Genomic DNA, 18908 nt, shown 5'->3' with positions numbered 1-18908 from the left:
ACCGCTGTTGAATATCAACAGCGGTTTTATTTTATAAATCTTTTAAAACAGGTTTCACTTCTTTACCGAATAATTCGATAGATTTCATCATCACATCATGAGCAGGATCTCCCACATCCATGTGTCCGATAAATCTTGTAATTCCGAAAATCTCCTTCATATAAGCAATTTTATCTGCTACCTCTGCCGGACTTCCGATAAATAAGGCTCCGTCTTTGCTTCTTCCTCCGTCATACTGCATTTTTGTGTAGGGAGCCCATCCTCTGGACGACCCTATTCTATCCATCTGAGATTTATAATTATGAAAATACCCATCCACCACTTTTTGATCATCACTCACAAAAGTATGGGAATGAACAGCGATCTGCATTTTCGAAACATCATGTCCTGCTTTTTGGTATTCCTGTTTATAGAATTCGATCAGATTTCTAAACTGGATCGGCATTCCTCCAATAATAGCTACCACCAGAGGCATTCCTAGCTGTGCTGCACTCAACACAGACTGCGGAGTTCCTCCTACAGCTCTCCAGATAGAAAGTTTTCCGTCATTTTTTGCTCGTGGATAGACGGTTTGGTTTTGCATTGGAGCACGAAGTTTCCCTGACCAGCTTACGTTTTCCTCAGAATTGATTTTCAGTAATAATTCTAATTTTTCGTCAAATAGCTGCTCATAATCATTCAATGAGTATCCGTACAACGGAAATGATTCAATGAAACTTCCGCGTCCCACAAAGATCTCTGCTCTTCCATCTGAAATCAAATCCAGTGTTGAAAAATCCTCATATACTTTTACCGGCTCCGAAGAACTCAAAACAGTAACGCCACTGGCTAGTTTTATATTTTTGGTAATACTTGCTGCCGCCGCCAATACTATTTCCGGAGAGGAAACAGCATAATCCGGACGGTGATGTTCTCCCATGGCGAACACATCAAGCCCTACCTCATCCATGAATTTTACCTGATCTAATATTTCACGAATCTTAATCCCTGCATCTCTATATTTTCCGGTAGATTGGTCAAAAGCCAAATCCCCGAACATTCCTATTCCTAATTCCATATTGTTGATTTTAGTAATACAAAATTACAGCTCTGAAAAATCAAAAACATTGATGTTTGTTAAGATCCGCTCATGAGACGCTGTAATCAGAATTAAAGTGACCTTCAGGACAACAATGTAATTAATCAATAAAATACGATTTGATAAAAAAAATAATTCTACCATTTAATCTATATTCAATAACAATTCATACTAATCAATTTTAATCATTTAAATTATTCATTTTCAATGATTTACATATCCAACTTATGGGATTTAATTGTATATTTGTCTTGTAATTAAAAATTCAAATAATGAAAAAGTACATTGTAATGGTATGCCTTTCTTTAGCCGGCATATTTAAAGCTCAAACAGCAAAAGAATTAGTAGGAAAATGGCAGCTTGTAGAGACTGTGGTGAATAACCAGCCACAAGATATCAAATCTCTTTTTGGCAGCGATAAAGTATTTCAGAACTTCAACCCAGATTTCAGTTTTGAAGCCACAATTGGAAACGACGTTAATAAAGGAAAGTGGGAATTAACGAAAGACAATGATGGGCAGATTCTGAATTTAACCATTGGAAAAAATACAACTCACTTTAAAGTTGATTATTTTGATGAAAATAAAAGAACCATCTCATTTGTTAACAACGGAAATAATATGTCTCTGACCTATAAGAAAAATAAATAACAAAAAAAGTCCAGTCTACATGTAGACTGGACTTTTTTTTATTTTTTAAGGTTCTGATCAAAATAATCTGTGATTTTTTGCATCAGGTGAACTCTGTCTTTCCCGATCACATTATGCGGGTGTCCCGGATACGTAAAGTAATCTAACTGAACTCCATTATCAACAGCTGACTTGATGAATTTTATAGAATGCTGCCATACTACTACATCATCCTGTGCTCCATGAATCATCAGTAATTTTCCTTTAAGGTTTTGTACTTTATCTAAAAGATTGGCTGCAGCATACCCTTGTGGATTTTCCTGTGGAGTATCCATATATCTTTCTCCGTACATAATTTCATACATACTCCAGTCGATTACAGGTCCGCCTGCTACTCCTACTTTGAATACATCCGGCTTACGAAGCATAAAACTTGTCGTCATAAATCCTCCGAAGCTCCATCCATGGATTCCCATTTTGTCACCATCTACATAAGAAAGAGATTTTAAATACTCTACTCCTTTCATCTGGTCATTCATTTCTGTAGTTCCCAGATTTCTGAATACTGCCTGCTCAAACTTCAATCCACGGTTAGAAGAACCTCTTCCGTCCATGGTGAAAATAATATATCCATTTTGAGCCATGTATTCATACCAAAGGTTTCCTGAAGCCGGGAAGCTGTTTGTGATCAGCTGTAAGTGTGGTCCGTTGTACAGATACACAATGGTAGGATATTTTTTATTCGGATCAAAATTCGTTGGAAGAATGATTTTTCCATACAAAGGAGTTCCGTCATCTGCTTTTAATTCTACATTTTTAATTTCCGGTCTCTGGTAATTCTTTAATGGATTTTCAGAAGTAAGGATATTAGTAGTCTTTAAATTAGCCGTATTAATAATATTGGCAATTCTTGGTGAATTTGCATTGCTGTAAGCATCGTACAGATAATTTCCATCACTGCTCAGTGTTCCAATATGCATACCTTCTGCATTATCCAGTTTTTGCATCTTGAAGTTCGTCCAGTTGATTCTATACAAATGTCTTTCTAAAGGAGTTTCTTTTGTAGAAGTAAAATAGATCTCCTTTTTCTTTTCATTGAATCCTAAAATATCCGTTACCAGCCAGTCTCCTTTTGTGATCTGTGATACCAAACCTTTTTCCAGACTGTAGTGAAACAGATGATTGTATCCTGTTCTCTGGCTTTGCCAGATAAAGTCTGTATTAGAATTCGGGAAGAAAGTAAGCGGATGCTGTGGTTCAACATATTTACTGTCTGTTTCTTCGAATAAAGTTTTCACCAATTCTCCTGTTGCAGCATCATATTGATTCATTTTCATATGATTCTGACCTCTGTTCAGAACTCCTACAAAAATGTATTTTGAATCCGGACTCCAGGTAATTGCGGTCAGATACTGATCTTTTTCGCCTTCAACTTTCAGGAAAGTTGTGGATTGAGTTTTGATATTGAAAACACCTAAAGTCACCTGGTGAGAAGTCTTACCAGCCATTGGGTATTTAATATTATGGTTAACGGCTGGAGTTACAGCCCAATCGATGATCGGGTAATCTGCTACCATGCTCTGATCCATTTTATAGAATGCTACGCTCTCAGAATTTGGGGCAGGAAAAATTCCGGTATCAATTCCGAATTCATTTCTGTGAACAGCCTGTCCACTGATGATATTTTCATTGGTCTCATTGGTTACAGCAATGGTTTTTCCATTCCTGTTTACAAATAAATTATTCTTTGCTGTGAAAGCAAAAGTCTGACCATCACCAAACATCTTTACATTTGCTGCATCCTGATCAATAGCAGCTGCACTTTTTATTTTCCAATCATTTCCGGCTTTCTCAATCCATGACATTTTGCCACCTGTCGTAAAATAGCCATTGGTGTTTCCTGTAAATTTGATTGCCGGAACAGCCTTCAGCTTATCATTGGAAAGATTCCTGTTCAGTTGGCTCAGGGAGATCAGAGTATCCTGTTTGTTGGTTTTCAAATCCGTAATCAGATAACCGCCTTTTACGGCCTGGATGTAAGATTTTCCGTCCGCAGCCCATGAAAATTGAGAAATATTTTTCACAGCAAGGTTGGTTCTCATCCCATTTACAGCCTCAGCCATGGTAAACTTCTGGGTCTGGGCAAATGCTGAACTGCCTAAAACCAGCATTAATAAAGAAAACTTATGTAATTTCATTGTATAAAATTGAATCCTCCAAAAATAAGAAATAAAAACCAACCGTTAAGAAATGTTAAATTAAAACATTCATAAAATGGAATTTATGCACTCATAAGAAATTATTTCTTAACTTAATAGTAGAATTTAAAGGTAATCGATTAGGTCAATGGTAAATTGTCAATCCGCTGCGCTGGTCAATTTGATGTGGGAATAAATTCACCATTCACTTGCAAAGCAAAATTGACGATTGATGTTAAATAAGTCAATGGTGAATTGTCAATCCGCTACGCTGGTCAATTTGATGTGGGAATAAATTCACCATTCACTTGCAAAGCAAAATTGACGATTGATGTTAAATAAGTCAATAGTGAATTGTCAATCCGCTACGCTGGTCAATTTGATATGGGAATAAATTCACCATTCACTTGCAAAGCAAAATTGACGATTGATGTTAAATAAGTCAATAGTGAATTGTCAATCCGCTACGCTGGTCAATTTGATGTGGGAATAAATTCACCATTCACTTGCAAAGCAAAATTGACGATTAATGTTAAATAAGTCAATAGTGAATTGTCAATCCGCTGCGCTGGTCGATTTGATGTTGGAATAAATTCACCATTCACTTGCAAAGCAAAATTGACGATTGATGTTAAAAGCTCATTTCTTATCCTATATCAATGACTTGTATAGGTACTCTATCCTAAATTTGCATCATTAATAACAAACAAAAAATACAAAATACAATGGCAACAAAATGGATTTTAGACCCTACGCATAGTGAAATTACTTTCAAAGTAAAACACATGATGATCTCTAACGTAAAAGGAAGCTTCAGAACTTTCACTGCAGAAATTGAGTCTGAAGATGAATTCTTTGCAAATGCAAAAACTACCGCTACTATCCAAACGGATTCTGTATTCACAAACAATACAGACAGAGATAACCACTTAAAATCTGCAGAGTTCTTCAATGCTGAAGTACACCCTACAATCACTTTTGAATCTCAGGCATTAAACAATTCTATCGTTGGAAATCTTACCATCAATGGAATTACAAAACCTGTAACTCTTGATGTAGACTTCGGAGGAATCAATGTAGACCCATGGGGAAATACAAAAGCAGGTTTCTCTTTTGAAGGGAAAATCAGCAGAAAAGATTTTGGATTAAACTGGAATGCAGCTCTTGAAGCAGGAGGTGTAATGGTAAGTGATGATGTAAAAGTAGCTGGTGAATTACAGTTTGTAAAGCAAGCATAGTAAATAACATATATTTAAAAGGGTTCAGGGATTTGTCTAAAAGCCTTGAACCTTTTATTTTTTTATAATCTTCAATATTATGAACCTGAACGATCTTCAAAACATAAGCGACGGTTTTAAACGCACACAGAGAATGCCTGTTTTATTTCTTGGACATGGTTCACCGATGAATGCCATTGAAGAGAATCAATTTGTGCAGGGTTTCCGAAAAGCAGCGTTAGAAATTCCTAAGCCTAATGCAATTCTTTGTATTTCTGCCCATTGGTATACAGACGGAACTTTTGTAACCGCTATGGATATGCCTAAAACCATCCATGATTTTTATGGGTTTCCAAAAGCTCTTTTTGATGTGCAGTATCCTGCGCCGGGAAGTCCGGAATTAGCAAAAGAAACAGCAGAGCTTCTTTTTCCGGTTGATGTAGAAGAGGATCATAGCTGGGGGCTGGATCATGGGGCATGGTCAGTCATTAAGCATATGTATCCTGATGCAGATATTCCTGTGATTCAACTGAGTATTGATCATACAAAACCTCCGCAATATCATTATGATCTGGCCAAAAGGCTGAACAAGCTTCGTGAAAAAGGTATTCTGATTATAGGAAGCGGAAATATTGTTCATAATCTCCGCCTTATCGACTGGAAAAATATAAATACGGTAGGAGCTGGCTGGGACTGGGCAGTAGAAGCCAGAGAGAAAACCAACAACTGGCTTCTTGATGGTAATTTTCAGAATATCATTGATTATCAGAAACAGGGAACTTTCTTACAGTATGCCGTTCCTACACCTGATCATTATCTCCCTTTATTGTATACTTTAGGTCTGAAAGATCAGTCTGAAGAACTTGCCTTATTCAATGATGAACTTATTGGGGGTTCATTGAGTATGACAAGTGTAAGGATTGGATAATCATAACCGGATATTAAAAATAAAAAAGGAAATACCTCAGATGAGATATTTCCTTTTCTTTTTATGGAATTATTAATTATTGTACCGCTTTCAGAACATTGATATTTCCGTAACCGTAGCTTGAATTCACATTGGGATAGTACGTAGCAGCCTGTCTCATTTTATTAAGCACCTGATCTCTCGTCCATGATGGATTTTTAGCCCAAACCAAAGCTGCAATTCCTGCTGTAGCAGCCGTAGCCACAGAAGAACCACCCACATAATCAGCCTGTCCATTGTAATAACTCAATACAGGAACGGTATTTCCTGAAGATCTTTCCATCTGGAAGGTAAAATCAATCTGACTTCCCGAGTGGCAAATATCACATTTCTGATTGGATGTATTTTCTTTTACTCCTGTTATCGCCTGAGTTTCAGACATTGATGCAGGGAAAATCACCCCAACAAAATTGGTAAAGCTGGTAGAAGTACCTCCGGCACAGAAAATTAGTTTTCCTTTAGAATAAGCATATTTAACACCATCTTCAATTTTTCCGACAGAAAAGATATGTCCCATTGACATTGAGATGATCTTTACATTTGTGTTGTTACCCAATTCCGTAAATGCTGTTTTTACAGCGGTCTGCTCACTGGAAGTTTCCAAAACAACATTCTCTGCTGCTCTGTAGGCAATCAGATTGGCATTATAAGCAACTCCCACTGGTAATCCTGCATTATTTCTCGGAGCAGCCATTACGGATGCCATTTTTGTTCCGTGCCCACACTGATCTCCTGATCCGTCTGAATTATACACTCCAAGTTTACTGATTGTTCTTCCTGAAGAAGCACCATTATTAAAACTTCCTCCTAACAATGTCTGCTCTGGGGAAACTCCAGTGTCAATAAGCCCGATGGTAACGCCTGCTCCCGTACTGTAGTTCCATGCATCAGGAATACTGTGTTTGGTGAAAGCCCATGGAATTTTTGCACTTGGCGTAGTTGAAGTATAGTCTGCTGTGCTTAATGTAGATGATGAAAATCCGCATCCTGATGAGCCACTTCCTGAAGATTTTGCAGCAGCATTATATTGAGCTTCAAACTCAAAATAATGATAGTCCGCCGGTTCTACATATCGGATGTTCTTCATTTGCCGAAGAGCAGTAATGGTTTCTTCATTTTCAATCACCACATCCATCTGATTAAGATATTGATCTGAAAGAAGAAGGAAATTTCTTTCGTCTTTTCCTTCATATTTTTTGATAACAGAAAGAACTTCTTTTTCCATATCGCTGCTGTTTGGAGATTTACTTCTGTCAAAATCATCTTTAGAAGCTCCAAAACCAATAGATACCATTTTATTTCCGCGGAAAATAGCACTCCATACAAAATGATCGGATTCATTCTTCCAATTGAAAGTACCATCCGTTTTAATAGCCTGGTTAATCCTTTCGTTGATCTGTTTTGCGGTCAACGGATCTTTCTGAGCCATTTCTGTTTTTACATTTTCGTTCTGAAGTTCTTCTCTGGAACACGAGTTTAGGGCAAAAAATATTGCCAATAGGAATACAGTTTTTTTCATATGTTATAATTTTGGTTGGATCCACAATATAACACTTTAACGGGAATTAAGAACTGAAAAAAAATGAATTTACCATTACACGAATATTAAATTACCATCCTTTTTCGTAGCAGACACTTTGCTCTATTCCAGCGTATTGTCCATAGTTGGGTATCCTGTAAAAACCACTTTTTTCGTACACAGAGATTGCACTTTTAAGGTCTTGAGAAGTCTCCAATACGGCTTTTTTAAAATTCAATTCGGATGCCCAGTTTTCGAGTTCTTTTACAATTGCTGAACCCAATCCTTTTTTTCTGAATTCCGGATGGGTAAACATTCTTTTAATTTCTACCGTATCTTCAGAAAATGGTTTGAATGCACCACAGGCAGCCGGAATGGTATCAATATAAATGACAATACAGTTTTTGATGGTATCGATTGTATTATACTGGCTGAAGAAATCATCATTTTCTCCGTTATGCTCTGCTAAAGTGGCATCCAGGGATTTTACGAGATTTTGAAAATCTGTATTGGTGGAATCTGTTCTGAGTATGTACATTTAATTTAAAGATTAAAAAATTGAAGCATTTAAAGATTTGGGAAAACAAAAAAAGCTCCCTTTCGGAAGCCTTTGTTCTATTTTCGATTAGTTGACAACAAATTTTCTTTCGTTAATCAATTCTGCAATGGCCAGCATATCTTTACCGATCAGTCTGTCGTCTTCCAGTTTGGCAACTTTGGAACGAAGAATCGTAAAGTTTTCTTCAATTACTTTAGAGCATTTCGCGGGTCTTCTGAATTCAAGTCCCTGAGCGGCAAACATCAGCTCAACAGACAAAATGTTCACAAGATTTCCAAGAACCTGATTGAATTTTCTTCCTGAAATACTTCCCATAGAAACATGATCCTCCTGACCTAAACTTGTAGGAATAGAGTCTGCTGATGCAGGGAAACATAATGTTTTATTCTCTGTAACCAAAGCTGCAGAAGTATACTGAGGAATCATAAATCCGGAATTTAATCCTGAGCTTTCCGTCAATAATCTTGGAAGACCGTATTTCCCTTCTAACAATAAGTAACTTCTTCTGTCCGAAATATTCCCTAATTCTGCTGCGGCTAGTGTAGCGTAATCTAAAGGCAATGCCATCAGCTGTCCGTGGAAGTTTCCGCCTGAAATAGATTCTTCGGCACTTAATACAATCGGATTATCTGTTACAGAATTCAATTCTGTTTCTGCCATCCCTCTAAGGTGTTCAAAAGCGTTTCTGCTGGCTCCGTGAACCTGTGGCACACATCTCATAGAGTAAGGATCCTGAACTCTCTCACAATCTTCGTGAGCCTTCATATTTTGTGATCCTTTCAGGAATTTAACCATTCTTGCCGCCACTTTTTTACTGCCTTCAAAAGGTCTGATCTCATGAAGTTCTTTTTTGAAAGGGCTTTCTGAACCTCTGTAAGCTTCAATACTCATAGCAGCCGTCATATCAGCAAGGTCTAGTAAATACTCAAATTTTTCAAGTCCTTTGATGGCATGAGCAAGGATAAACTGTGTACCGTTGATTAATCCCAACCCTTCTTTTGGGCCTAATGCTAATGGTTCAAGGTCATGTTTTTTCAGCACTTCCATTGTTTCGGAAACCTGATCTGCTTCCCAAACCTGTCCTAACCCCAATAAAGGCAGTACAAGATGTGCTAACGGAGCAAGATCTCCTGAAGCTCCTACAGACCCCTGTTCAGGAACCACCGGGATGATATCTTTTTCAAGCATCAGGATCATTCTTTCAATAACTTCCAGGGAAACTCCTGAAAATCCTTTTGAAAGAGCATGTACTTTAGCAATCATCATGATCTTGGAAAGTTCTTTATCAATAGGCTTTCCTACTCCCACCGCATGGGAAATAATCAGGTTATATTGTAACTGAGCGGTTTCGTCAGCTGAAATTTTAGTATCACATAATGGTCCGAATCCTGTATTGATTCCATATACACATCTGTCTGACTCTACTATTTTCTGTACGTTTTTCTGAGATTTTAAGATTTGTTCTTTTGCTGCTTTGTTCAGCTTGGCTTTATTAGGTTTTTTACATATTTCCAGAACATCATGGAAAGTAAAAACATCTACTCCGTATATCATTTCTAAAAAATTTCTTTAAAATTACGCATTTAACAATAATTGGAAAAGCTAAATTTCAATCTTCTATATTTTTATAAAACAAGCGAATTAATTTACTATTTTTAGCCCCGAAAATTAAAAACAATAATACATGAGACTGAAAACTCTATTCCTTGCCGTATGTGTAGCAAGCACAACTGCTTTCGCCCAGAAAGTAAAATATTCTAAAGAGGATATAAAAAAAATGGAAACTTATCTTTTTAATGAAGGTTTTAATAGTCCATCTCCTAAGAAAACGTCTACTATTCTCCTGAAAGACGGAACTACCTATAAAGGATTCTGTAACAAGATCGAAACCAAAAAAGGACAGATTTACGAAGTAGCTATCAAAGATAGTGTTACCAAGAAGAATGCGACATTCAATGCTGATCAGATCAACGAGATGTATGTATATCCAAGCAATGCTGAAAAAATTGCAAAAGTGGCAAAATACATGGGGAACATCAGAAATTTTGGAACTAAGAAGCTGACTAAAAACACCAATAATGACAGAATTTATTTTGTGAACCAGACGGTTTCTCTAAAGAATAAAAAAGATGATAAGGAATTCCTGATGCAGGTTATCAATCCAGGTTTTGATGATATTATTTCAGTATACCACGATCCCAGAGCTAAAGAAACAACAGGTTTTTCTGTAATGGGTTCTCCACAGCTTGGAGGCGGGGTTATCAAATCTTATTATGTAAAAAAGGGCAACAAAGTAATGTGGCTTCATAAAGATGATTTTGAAGATAATTATGATTTCCTTTTTGGAGATAATCAGGATTTCATGAAAAAATATCCTAAAAACTCTGTGGAATGGGATTACTTCAGTTTTCTTGTTAATGAGTACACTACAATGACTAACGGATAAAATCCTTTGAACCATACAATAAAGCCTGTAGATTCATCTGCAGGTTTTTCTTTTTTAAATAGGGAAAGTTTCCTTAATTTTGTTATATGAATCCTTCTTTAGAACTACAGCTCAAAACCTTACCATCCGAACCCGGCGTTTATCGTTATTATGATAAGAATGAACAGCTTTTGTATGTTGGGAAAGCTAAAAATCTTAAAAAAAGGGTTCTTTCCTACTTCAATAAAAATCTTTCCGGATACAGAATCAAAATAATGGTCAGCAAGATCCAGCGACTGGAAACAACCATTGTAAACAGTGAATATGATGCGCTTTTATTGGAAAACAACCTGATTAAGGAGCATCAGCCGTTTTATAATGTCATGCTGAAGGATGATAAAACTTATCCATGGATTTGCATTAAAAATGAAGACTTTCCAAGAATTTTCCTGACAAGAAATGTAATTAAAGACGGATCGGAATATTACGGTCCCTATGCAAAGGTGCGCCCTGCAAAGATTTTATTAGACACTATCAAACATATTTACAAACTCAGAACCTGTAACCTGAATCTTTCCCCAGCCAAGATTACAGAAGGAAAATACAAGGTCTGCCTGGAGTATCATATTAAAAACTGTGAAGGACCATGCGAAGATCTGGAAAGTAAGGAAGAGTATGATGAAAAAATAGATGCCATCCGCGGGATTATCAAAGGAGATTTCCGGAAAGCAAAAGATTATCTGGTGAATCAGATGATGAAACTGGCTTCCAATCTTCAGTTTGAAGAAGCTCAGATTATTAAGGAAAGACTGGACATTCTTGAGGATTATCAGGCTAAAAATACGGTAGTGAATCCGAATATTGATGATGTGGATGTTTTTGGGATGACCAGTGATGAAACGGCTGCTTATGTCAATTTCTTTAAAATCAGAAATGGAAATATTATCCAGAGTTTTACTACTGAGATCAAAAAGATTCTTGAAGAAACGGATGAAGATATTCTGGAAGAAGCATTAATAGAAATCCGTCAGAAGTTTTCTTCTGATTCTAAAGAAGTCCTTTTACCCTTCCATTTGTCTGTAGAAATCCCGAATGTAAAATTGATTGTTCCTAAAGTAGGAGATAAGAAAAGAATTGTAGAGCTTTCTGAAAAGAATGCTAAAGAATATCGTCTGGAAAAGCTGAAACAGGTTCAGATTATAGATCCTGAAAGGCATACCAACAGAATCATGGCCGAGATGCAGAAACTGCTGAGAATGCCTGTAGAGCCAAGACATATTGAAGGTTTTGATAACTCAAACATTCAGGGAACCAATCCTGTGTCAGCTTGTGTTGTTTTCAAAGATGGAAGACCTAGCAAGGCAGATTACAGAATTTTCCATCCGAAAACAGTGGAAGGACCGAACGATTTTGCAACTATGGAAGAAGTTATTTACCGTCGTTATAAGAGAATGCTTGATGAAGGGGAAAGTCTTCCGCAGCTGATTCTGATTGATGGAGGAAAGGGGCAACTGTCTTCTGCTGTAAAGAGCCTGAGATTATTGGGACTTTATGGCAAGATTACCATTGTAGGTATTGCCAAAAGACTGGAAGAAATTTTCTTTCCTGAAGATTCTATTCCTTTATATCTTGATAAAAAATCTGAAACATTGAAAATCCTTCAGCGTGTCCGTGACGAAGCTCACCGATTCGGGGTAAAACATCACAGAACAAGAAGGAAAAATTCTACTATAAAATCTGAATTGGAAGAAATTCCTGGTGTGGGAGAAAAAACTATTGAATTGCTTCTGTCTAAGCTAAAGTCTGTAAAACGTATCAAGGAAGCCAATCTGGAAACTCTGGAGGAAATTTTAGGGAAAAGTAAAGCTAAAGTAATTTGGGAGTTTTTTAATGCCCCTTAATGATCTTTGTAATTCGACAGTTAAATTTTCAAAAATAAAACCTACTATTTTTACAACATTATATATTCATTTCCCATTTTCTCATTCAGGGACAAAAACCAACAATCTCTTTAATACAAAGAAAATACAATAATAAAAAACGTTAAAAAAATAAATATTTTATTAACAAATAGTATTATATATATTTTTTTCATAAATTAGTAATATCAACTAATAACAATAACACTGTGAAAATTTTTCTCTTTTTGTAAATCTTTTTCACATTATCATTTAGCATTTGGATACTCAGGTTACCTCCCTTATTTGTAGGAAACTATGTTCAAGTTTTCAAAAAATGAAAAACACATCAACATATATATTATAAAAGGCTCTTTTTCAAGAGCCTTTTATACTTTATTCTTATTATTTTTATTCACTATTTTGCGGTAAAAACTTCTTTGGAATATCTTCCATCTGTCTGTGGAATATCGATCACAATATTTCCATTTTCAAAATATCCAACAGTTGTATTTCCATCAGCCAGTTTTACAATAAAAACAGAATTCTTAGAAGTTGTTTTAAAAACAGCAAATGGAACAGAGCTTCCGGATTTTGCCAAAATAAACTGATTGGAATCAATCTGTATTTTCTGAAGATCCATTTTCCCGTTTGAGTAATTATTGGCTTCAGGGATTACTGTAGATGCTACAGACCCGACAGGTTCAGGAGATGTATGCTGAGCAGTATTATTAGATGCTGGTAATAGCGCAACCGGATTGGAAACCGGTACTTTAATCACAGCTTCTCTTAAAGCATCCTGCAATCCTTCTTCAAATTCTTTAATTCTTGACCCTCCTTTAGATTCCAGAATCATATTATTATTACAATCCTTAAACTGGAGTATTACTTTATTTTTAAATAGATTTTTATCATTAAGGAGATCAGCAGTAACCACATTACAGAAATTACCTTTAGCTTCTGAAGGCCAGTTATCTTTAATGATAGGAAGGACTATATACTTTTTCCCGGTCAAAGCTTTGGTCAAAAAACCTTTCAAACCATAATCTTCCCCAAATGTTTCGAATTTTTCAGGAACTGCAACATATTTGTAATCTGAAATCTTTTGTGCGAAAGCAATTGTTGAGCATACTGCCAACATCAGCATTGATAACTTTTTCATTTTTTAAATTTTAATCGTTTCTGAATGCTCCCATATCCAGTTTTAATGAGAAGAAGTTGGAATAGAAATTAGATCCGCCTATCCCAGAATTCGTAATCGCATAATCCAGTGTAAGCCCTCTGTATCTGATTCCAATACCTGCACTTGGCTGGAAAGAAACTTTTCTTTTAAGATCTTCTATATCTGTAATAGACTGGAACCTGTTAATCCCTAATCTTACAAAAATCATTTTCTGATACCCTAGTTCAGCTCCGGCATACGGGCTGATACTTGCAAAATCTGTGGAAATCAATGATGCTGTCTTTGCAAAATCCACATTCAAACCTGCCTCAGGTAATACATACACGCTGCTATTGATTTCGAATAATTTGCTGGCACCCACATTAAGTTTAGGCATGGTAAGTTCCAGTTTATCTTTGGGAGCAGGGTTGAACTCTTCTCCATTTACCACAGTAGAAAGTTCTTTCTGGTTAATCGTCCAGAAGTTTACCGTAGTAGTAATATCTCTCACCATTCCCCCGAACTTCCATCCGTTATCAGCTCTATAAGTAGCTCCCACATCAAAACCGAATCCATAGCCATTTGCAAATTTACCCACATTTCTGTAGACAATCTTTGCATTTACTCCCACATCCAGTTTAGGGTTTCCACCAGGTCGGAATGCATAAGAAAGAATGGCTGCATAATCAGATTGAGAGAATTTTGTGATTTTATCATAATCAATATTCCCTTCAGAATCGATCATTTGGGTTGTATTCAAAATATTGTCTACTCCAAGCCTTACCACAGAAACACCAAAGACACCTTCTTCAAGCACTTTTGCGTATGCCAGATAATCATATTTTGCGATAGACTCAAAGTACTCAGCGTGCATTGCTGCTCCTTGCCAGTCTCTTTCAATAGACATTAAACCTGCAGGGTTCCACATGGGAGAATATACATCATCCTGATTGGTGATTACTGCCCCTCCCATTGCAAGTCCCCTTGCTCCGGCTCCGATATTTAAAAATTCATTGGAATATTTCCTGATAATCTGAGATTGAGAAAGCCCAAACAGCAGTGAAAATGCAAGTAAAAAATATTTTTTCATCATATAAATTTGATGCTTAGTTTAAGTTTTTAGTTTTTCTGGCTTTAATTAATCCGTTTACAATGATTGCCAGTATCATAACACCTGAAGCGACATAAAATATAGGGCTCATATGTTCTGATTCCCCAAAGATAAAAAAAGCTAGTATAATTCCGTAAACAGGTTCTAAATTAACTGTTAAAATTAAAGTAAAGGGTGATATATATTTCATTAAATTCACCGATTCCAGCATTGGAAAAGCAGTAAAAACACTGGCTAACAAGCATATTAACGCCAGATCTCGGTAGTTTATTTCATTCATCTGAAAAATTTGCCCGGAAAGCAGATAAAATATCATTAAAATGAACCAACCACAGAATATTTCATAAAAAATAATGTTTCCAGAACTTGTTTTACCAAACATCTTACCATTAAAAACTGAAAAAATAGTTCCAAATACAGCACAAAGAATTCCATAAATAATACCTTCTTTGAAATGAAACTCTGTTTTGAAGATTAAAAGTATACAGGCAACGATAACCGTTCCCATCACCACTTCCGATATATCAATTTTTCTTTTGAAAATAATAGGTTCCAGAATGGAGGCAAAAAGTGTGGATAATGAAAGACAGCTTAATGCAATAGAAACATTAGAGACTTTAATAGAGTAAAAGAAACAATACCAATGGAGCGCCATAGCCAAACCTATTGCTGCCAGTTGAAAAAATATCTTTTTTGAAACCTTTATACTATCCTTCTTAAAAACCCGGATAAATACAAAAAGAAAAATAGAAGCAAACAACATTCTGTAAAACACAAGAATCTGTGCATTGGCATGAATCAATTTTCCTAAAATTGCGGTGAACCCCCACAAAAATACAATTAAGTGTAACCTGAAAAGTGCCAATTTATGCATAACCTATCTCCTTAGAATTTTTAACGTGCAAATTTACAAATACGCTTTTATAAATCTTACAAAAAATATAAATTTACATTAATAAAAAGATGATAAATAAAGTTTTTAATAGTTTTTCACCTAATACAGACCCTTTTCTATTCATTTAATAAAAACATCAGAATTACAATATGATATTAAGTCCAAGTATTGAAATCAAAACAAAACGTCTGGTCTTACAGCCTGTCAAAGACTTATACATAGATGATATTTTAGAACATTTTACCAATGAGGTTACCAGATACATACCTTTTGACCCGAAAGGTAGCAGACAGGATATAATCACTTTTGTTAATGAATCAAAAAGAACTTTATTACAAAACACAGATCTGGTAATGGTTGCACTGGACTCTGATGGTGATTTTGCAGGATGTTGTGGTATCCATAATATAACAAAAGAATCTGTTGAGCTTGGTCTATGGCTAAAAAAGAGTTCTCAAGGAAAAGGACTAGGAACTGAAATCATAAAAACCCTCATAGAATTTCTGGAAAAGAATTTTACTTTTAAGTATATTTTATATCCTGTAGATGAAGAAAATATAGCCAGCAGAAAAATTCCGGAAAAATTAGGTTTTATTCCTGCTAAAAAATATAAAAAAAACAAGAATCATCTTATCGACCTGAATATTGTACAATATAGAAAGTATTACTAGCGTTTACAGTTTGATCATAAAAAACCCTGAAAATTTGTTAAACTTTCAGGGCCTTCAAATAATAAACTATTAAAAAAATAAACTAGGAACTTAGAGTATTTTGCAGAGAATATCACCTCTGTTACTCTAATGTAAAGTTAGAAAAAATATAAATTATTTAAAAATATTTTTTAGTTAAAAAATTCACAATTTACTAGAAACCAAATAATTAAACATCTGTTTTACTTCCAATTCATATTCCTCATAAAAATAGTATCTTTAAGCGTAAAAAATTGAAAATTTTATGGACATCGAATTCAATAAACGAGAAGATCAGAACAGATTAAAATTATCTGAAATAAATCGCTTACTCACTGAGATCAAAAAAGGAGGTGGTGAGAAGAGGCTTCAAAAGCTTCGTGATGAAGGAAAAATGACAGCAAGAGAAAGAGTAGATTATCTTCTCGATAAAGATTCAGATTCCATAGAAGTAGGTGCATTTGCAGGCTTTGAGATGTATAAAGAACATGGAGGATGTCCTAGCGGAGGAGTTGTAGTAGTGATAGGTTATGTTTCTGGAAGACAATGTATCATTGTTGCCAATGATGCTTCTGTAAAAGCCGGAGCATGGTTTCCTATCACAGGAAAGAAAAATCTGAGAGCACAGGAAATTGCTATGGAAAACAAACTTCCTATCATTTACTTGGTAGACTCAGCTGGTGTTTACCTTCCTATGCAGGATGAGATTTTCCCGGATAAAGAGCATTTCGGAAGAATTTTCAGAAATAATGCCAAAATGAGTTCTATGGGAATCATTCAGATTTCTGCCGTTATGGGCAGCTGTGTGGCTGGAGGAGCTTATCTTCCCATTATGAGTGATGAAGCAATGATTGTGGATAAAACAGGTTCTATTTTCCTTGCCGGAAGTTATCTTGTAAAAGCAGCCATTGGAGAAAGCATCGATAATGAAACATTGGGTGGTGCTACTACTCACTGTTCTATTTCAGGAGTAACAGATTATAAAGCGAAAGATGATAAAGATGCTTTGAATAGAATCAAAAACATCATGAAATCTCTCGGAACAACTGAAAAAGCAGGTTTTGACAGAATAGAAAGTTTCCCTCCCAAAGAAAACACTGAAAACATTTTCGGAATTATGCCGGTTTCCAGAGCTGAGCAATATGATACCTACGAAATTATCAAATGCATTGTGGATAACTCTGAATATGAAGAATACAAACCAGACTACGGTAAAAGTATTATCTGTGCAACGGCAAGAGTTGACGGGTGGTCTGTAGGGATTGTAGCCAACCAGAGAAAATTGGTTAAAAGTGGAAAAGGAGAAATGCAGTTTGGAGGTGTAATCTACTCAGATTCTGCAGATAAAGCAACACGTTTCATTGCCAACTGCAATCAAAGAAAGATCCCTTTAATTTTCTTACAGGATGTTACCGGATTCATGGTAGGTTCCAAATCAGAACATGGCGGAATCATTAAAGACGGAGCAAAAATGGTAAACGCAGTTTCCAATTCTGTAGTTCCTAAATTCACCATCATTACAGGAAATTCTTACGGAGCAGGAAACTATGCTATGTGTGGTAAAGCTTATGATCCTAGATTAATTGTAGCATGGCCTTGGGCTGATTTAGCTGTAATGGGAGGTGCGCAAGCCGCAAAAGTACTTGCTCAGATCCAGGAATCAACATTGAAAAAACAAGGAAAGGAAATTTCTGAAGAAGAACACAATGAGATTCTGGATACGATTTCTAAGAAATATCAGAAACAAACTGAATCTACCTATGCAGCAGCAAGATTATGGACAGATGCAATTATCAACCCTGTGGATACAAGAAAATGGATCTCTATGGGTATTGAAGCTGCCAACAATTCTCCTATCACTGAGAAATTCAACTTAGGAGTAATTCAAGTCTGATAAAATCTACACATAACAAAATAAATAGGGCTATTTCAGTTTGAGATAGCCCTATTTATTTTCCTTTATTTAAAGGATGATAGGAAATAGTTTAGTAAATAACAACTATATATTTCAGGAGCTGTATCCCGCTATTCATTCATACTCCTCGCGCCTGCACGCTCCCACGCTCAGCCCCACCCACTCACCAATCCAACCTGCGGGGTAACCATTGCTATCGGGGCTAGGAGAAAATCAATTATGAATTATAAGTTATGAATGATGAGCTTCGGGATCCGATTTAAGAATGGTCAGTTTTATATCGTGAGATTAATAGTTCCGATTATGTCATTCCGCAGGAATCTAGCCACATTTATTAGACTCTAAAGAATTCAAAGGATAAACTACAGAATTTTAAATGGATTGTTTAGACTCCTACGGAGTGACAACAGTATTGGGGTAAAGATGAGTAATGAGTAATGGGTAATAAGTAATGATAGCATACGTTGGATATTACTCATTATTGATGAGTCTGGGTGTTTAGGTTTGGTAGCTGGTAGCTATGGGTATAGTATAAAGCAAAAAAAATCCTTTATCATCAGATAAAGGATTTTTTAAAAATAAAATAAAAACTGGCGGCGGCCTACTCTCCCGCGTTAGCAGTACCATCGGCGCTGGTGGGCTTAAC

The 18908-nt window shown here is 35.9% G+C and carries 15 protein-coding genes; 7 read left to right on the top strand and 8 right to left on the bottom strand.

Going from position 1 to position 18908, the window contains the following annotated elements; translation table 11 throughout:
• Nucleotides 1-31: 31 nt before the first annotated feature.
• Nucleotides 32-1057 carry an LLM class flavin-dependent oxidoreductase gene (locus tag CQ022_RS00075; protein WP_105684389.1) on the bottom strand — a complete coding sequence of 342 codons (1026 nt, stop codon included), beginning with the start codon at nt 1055-1057 and terminating at the stop codon, nt 32-34.
• A gap of 293 nt (nt 1058-1350) precedes the next feature.
• Between CQ022_RS00075 and CQ022_RS00070 the strand changes: the two genes are divergently transcribed.
• Nucleotides 1351-1728: a hypothetical protein gene (locus CQ022_RS00070; RefSeq protein ID WP_105684390.1), complete on the top strand. Its 378-nt coding sequence runs from the start codon at nt 1351-1353 to the stop codon at nt 1726-1728.
• A 38-nt stretch (nt 1729-1766) separates the two neighbouring features.
• Here CQ022_RS00070 and CQ022_RS00065 read toward each other — a convergent pair whose 3' ends face one another.
• Nucleotides 1767-3905, bottom strand: coding sequence for a S9 family peptidase (locus tag CQ022_RS00065; RefSeq protein WP_105684391.1), 2139 nt, complete (start codon nt 3903-3905; stop codon nt 1767-1769).
• A gap of 725 nt (nt 3906-4630) precedes the next feature.
• On the opposite strand from CQ022_RS00065, the gene CQ022_RS00060 reads away from it, so the two are divergent.
• A complete protein-coding gene (locus CQ022_RS00060; protein ID WP_034693303.1) occupies nt 4631-5143 on the top strand; it encodes a YceI family protein in 513 nt (170 codons plus the stop codon).
• Between the two features lie 79 nt (nt 5144-5222).
• Nucleotides 5223-6050 carry a 4,5-DOPA dioxygenase extradiol gene (gene ygiD / locus CQ022_RS00055; protein ID WP_105684392.1) on the top strand — a complete coding sequence of 276 codons (828 nt, stop codon included), beginning with the start codon at nt 5223-5225 and terminating at the stop codon, nt 6048-6050.
• Between the two features lie 76 nt (nt 6051-6126).
• On the opposite strand, the gene CQ022_RS00050 is transcribed toward ygiD, so the two are convergent.
• The 3 genes from CQ022_RS00050 to hutH all read right to left on the bottom strand — a co-directional run bounded on the left by CQ022_RS00050 (nt 6127) and on the right by hutH (nt 9721).
• A complete protein-coding gene (locus CQ022_RS00050) occupies nt 6127-7608 on the bottom strand; it encodes a S8 family peptidase (RefSeq protein WP_105684393.1) in 1482 nt (493 codons plus the stop codon).
• Nucleotides 7609-7699: 91 nt separating this feature from the next.
• Nucleotides 7700-8146: a GNAT family N-acetyltransferase gene (locus CQ022_RS00045; RefSeq protein WP_105684394.1), complete on the bottom strand. Its 447-nt coding sequence runs from the start codon at nt 8144-8146 to the stop codon at nt 7700-7702.
• 87 nt (nt 8147-8233) lie between these two features.
• Nucleotides 8234-9721 (bottom strand): histidine ammonia-lyase, encoded by a 1488-nt coding sequence (hutH, locus tag CQ022_RS00040; RefSeq protein ID WP_105684395.1) that lies wholly within the window; start codon nt 9719-9721, stop codon nt 8234-8236.
• Nucleotides 9722-9851: 130 nt separating this feature from the next.
• On the opposite strand from hutH, the gene CQ022_RS00035 reads away from it, so the two are divergent.
• Together CQ022_RS00035 and uvrC are read left to right on the top strand one after the other, a co-directional pair.
• Nucleotides 9852-10613, top strand: coding sequence for a hypothetical protein (locus CQ022_RS00035; protein ID WP_105684396.1), 762 nt, complete (start codon nt 9852-9854; stop codon nt 10611-10613).
• Nucleotides 10614-10699: 86 nt separating this feature from the next.
• A complete protein-coding gene (uvrC, locus tag CQ022_RS00030) occupies nt 10700-12493 on the top strand; it encodes an excinuclease ABC subunit UvrC (protein WP_105684397.1) in 1794 nt (597 codons plus the stop codon).
• 415 nt (nt 12494-12908) lie between these two features.
• Here the strand turns inward: uvrC and CQ022_RS00025 are convergent, their stop codons facing one another.
• Genes CQ022_RS00025 through CQ022_RS00015 form a run of 3 tightly spaced genes read right to left on the bottom strand, consistent with a single transcriptional unit; the run spans nt 12909 to nt 15637 of the window.
• Entirely contained in the window at nt 12909-13652 is a 744-nt protein-coding gene (locus CQ022_RS00025) for a hypothetical protein (RefSeq protein ID WP_105684398.1), read from the bottom strand.
• Nucleotides 13653-13662: 10 nt separating this feature from the next.
• Nucleotides 13663-14745 (bottom strand): PorV/PorQ family protein, encoded by a 1083-nt coding sequence (locus CQ022_RS00020; RefSeq protein ID WP_105684399.1) that lies wholly within the window; start codon nt 14743-14745, stop codon nt 13663-13665.
• A gap of 13 nt (nt 14746-14758) precedes the next feature.
• Nucleotides 14759-15637 carry a DMT family transporter gene (locus CQ022_RS00015; RefSeq protein ID WP_105684400.1) on the bottom strand — a complete coding sequence of 293 codons (879 nt, stop codon included), beginning with the start codon at nt 15635-15637 and terminating at the stop codon, nt 14759-14761.
• 170 nt (nt 15638-15807) lie between these two features.
• Between CQ022_RS00015 and CQ022_RS00010 the strand changes: the two genes are divergently transcribed.
• Entirely contained in the window at nt 15808-16329 is a 522-nt protein-coding gene (locus CQ022_RS00010; RefSeq protein WP_105684401.1) for a GNAT family N-acetyltransferase, read from the top strand.
• Nucleotides 16330-16612: 283 nt separating this feature from the next.
• A complete protein-coding gene (locus CQ022_RS00005) occupies nt 16613-18241 on the top strand; it encodes an acyl-CoA carboxylase subunit beta (protein WP_105684402.1) in 1629 nt (542 codons plus the stop codon).
• The last annotated feature ends 667 nt before the right edge of the window (nt 18242-18908 follow it).

This window comes from Chryseobacterium culicis, from assembly GCF_002979755.1.
Taxonomy (GTDB): Bacteria; Bacteroidota; Bacteroidia; order Flavobacteriales; family Weeksellaceae; genus Chryseobacterium; species Chryseobacterium culicis_A.
This window is presented reverse-complemented; position numbering and strand designations above follow the sequence as displayed.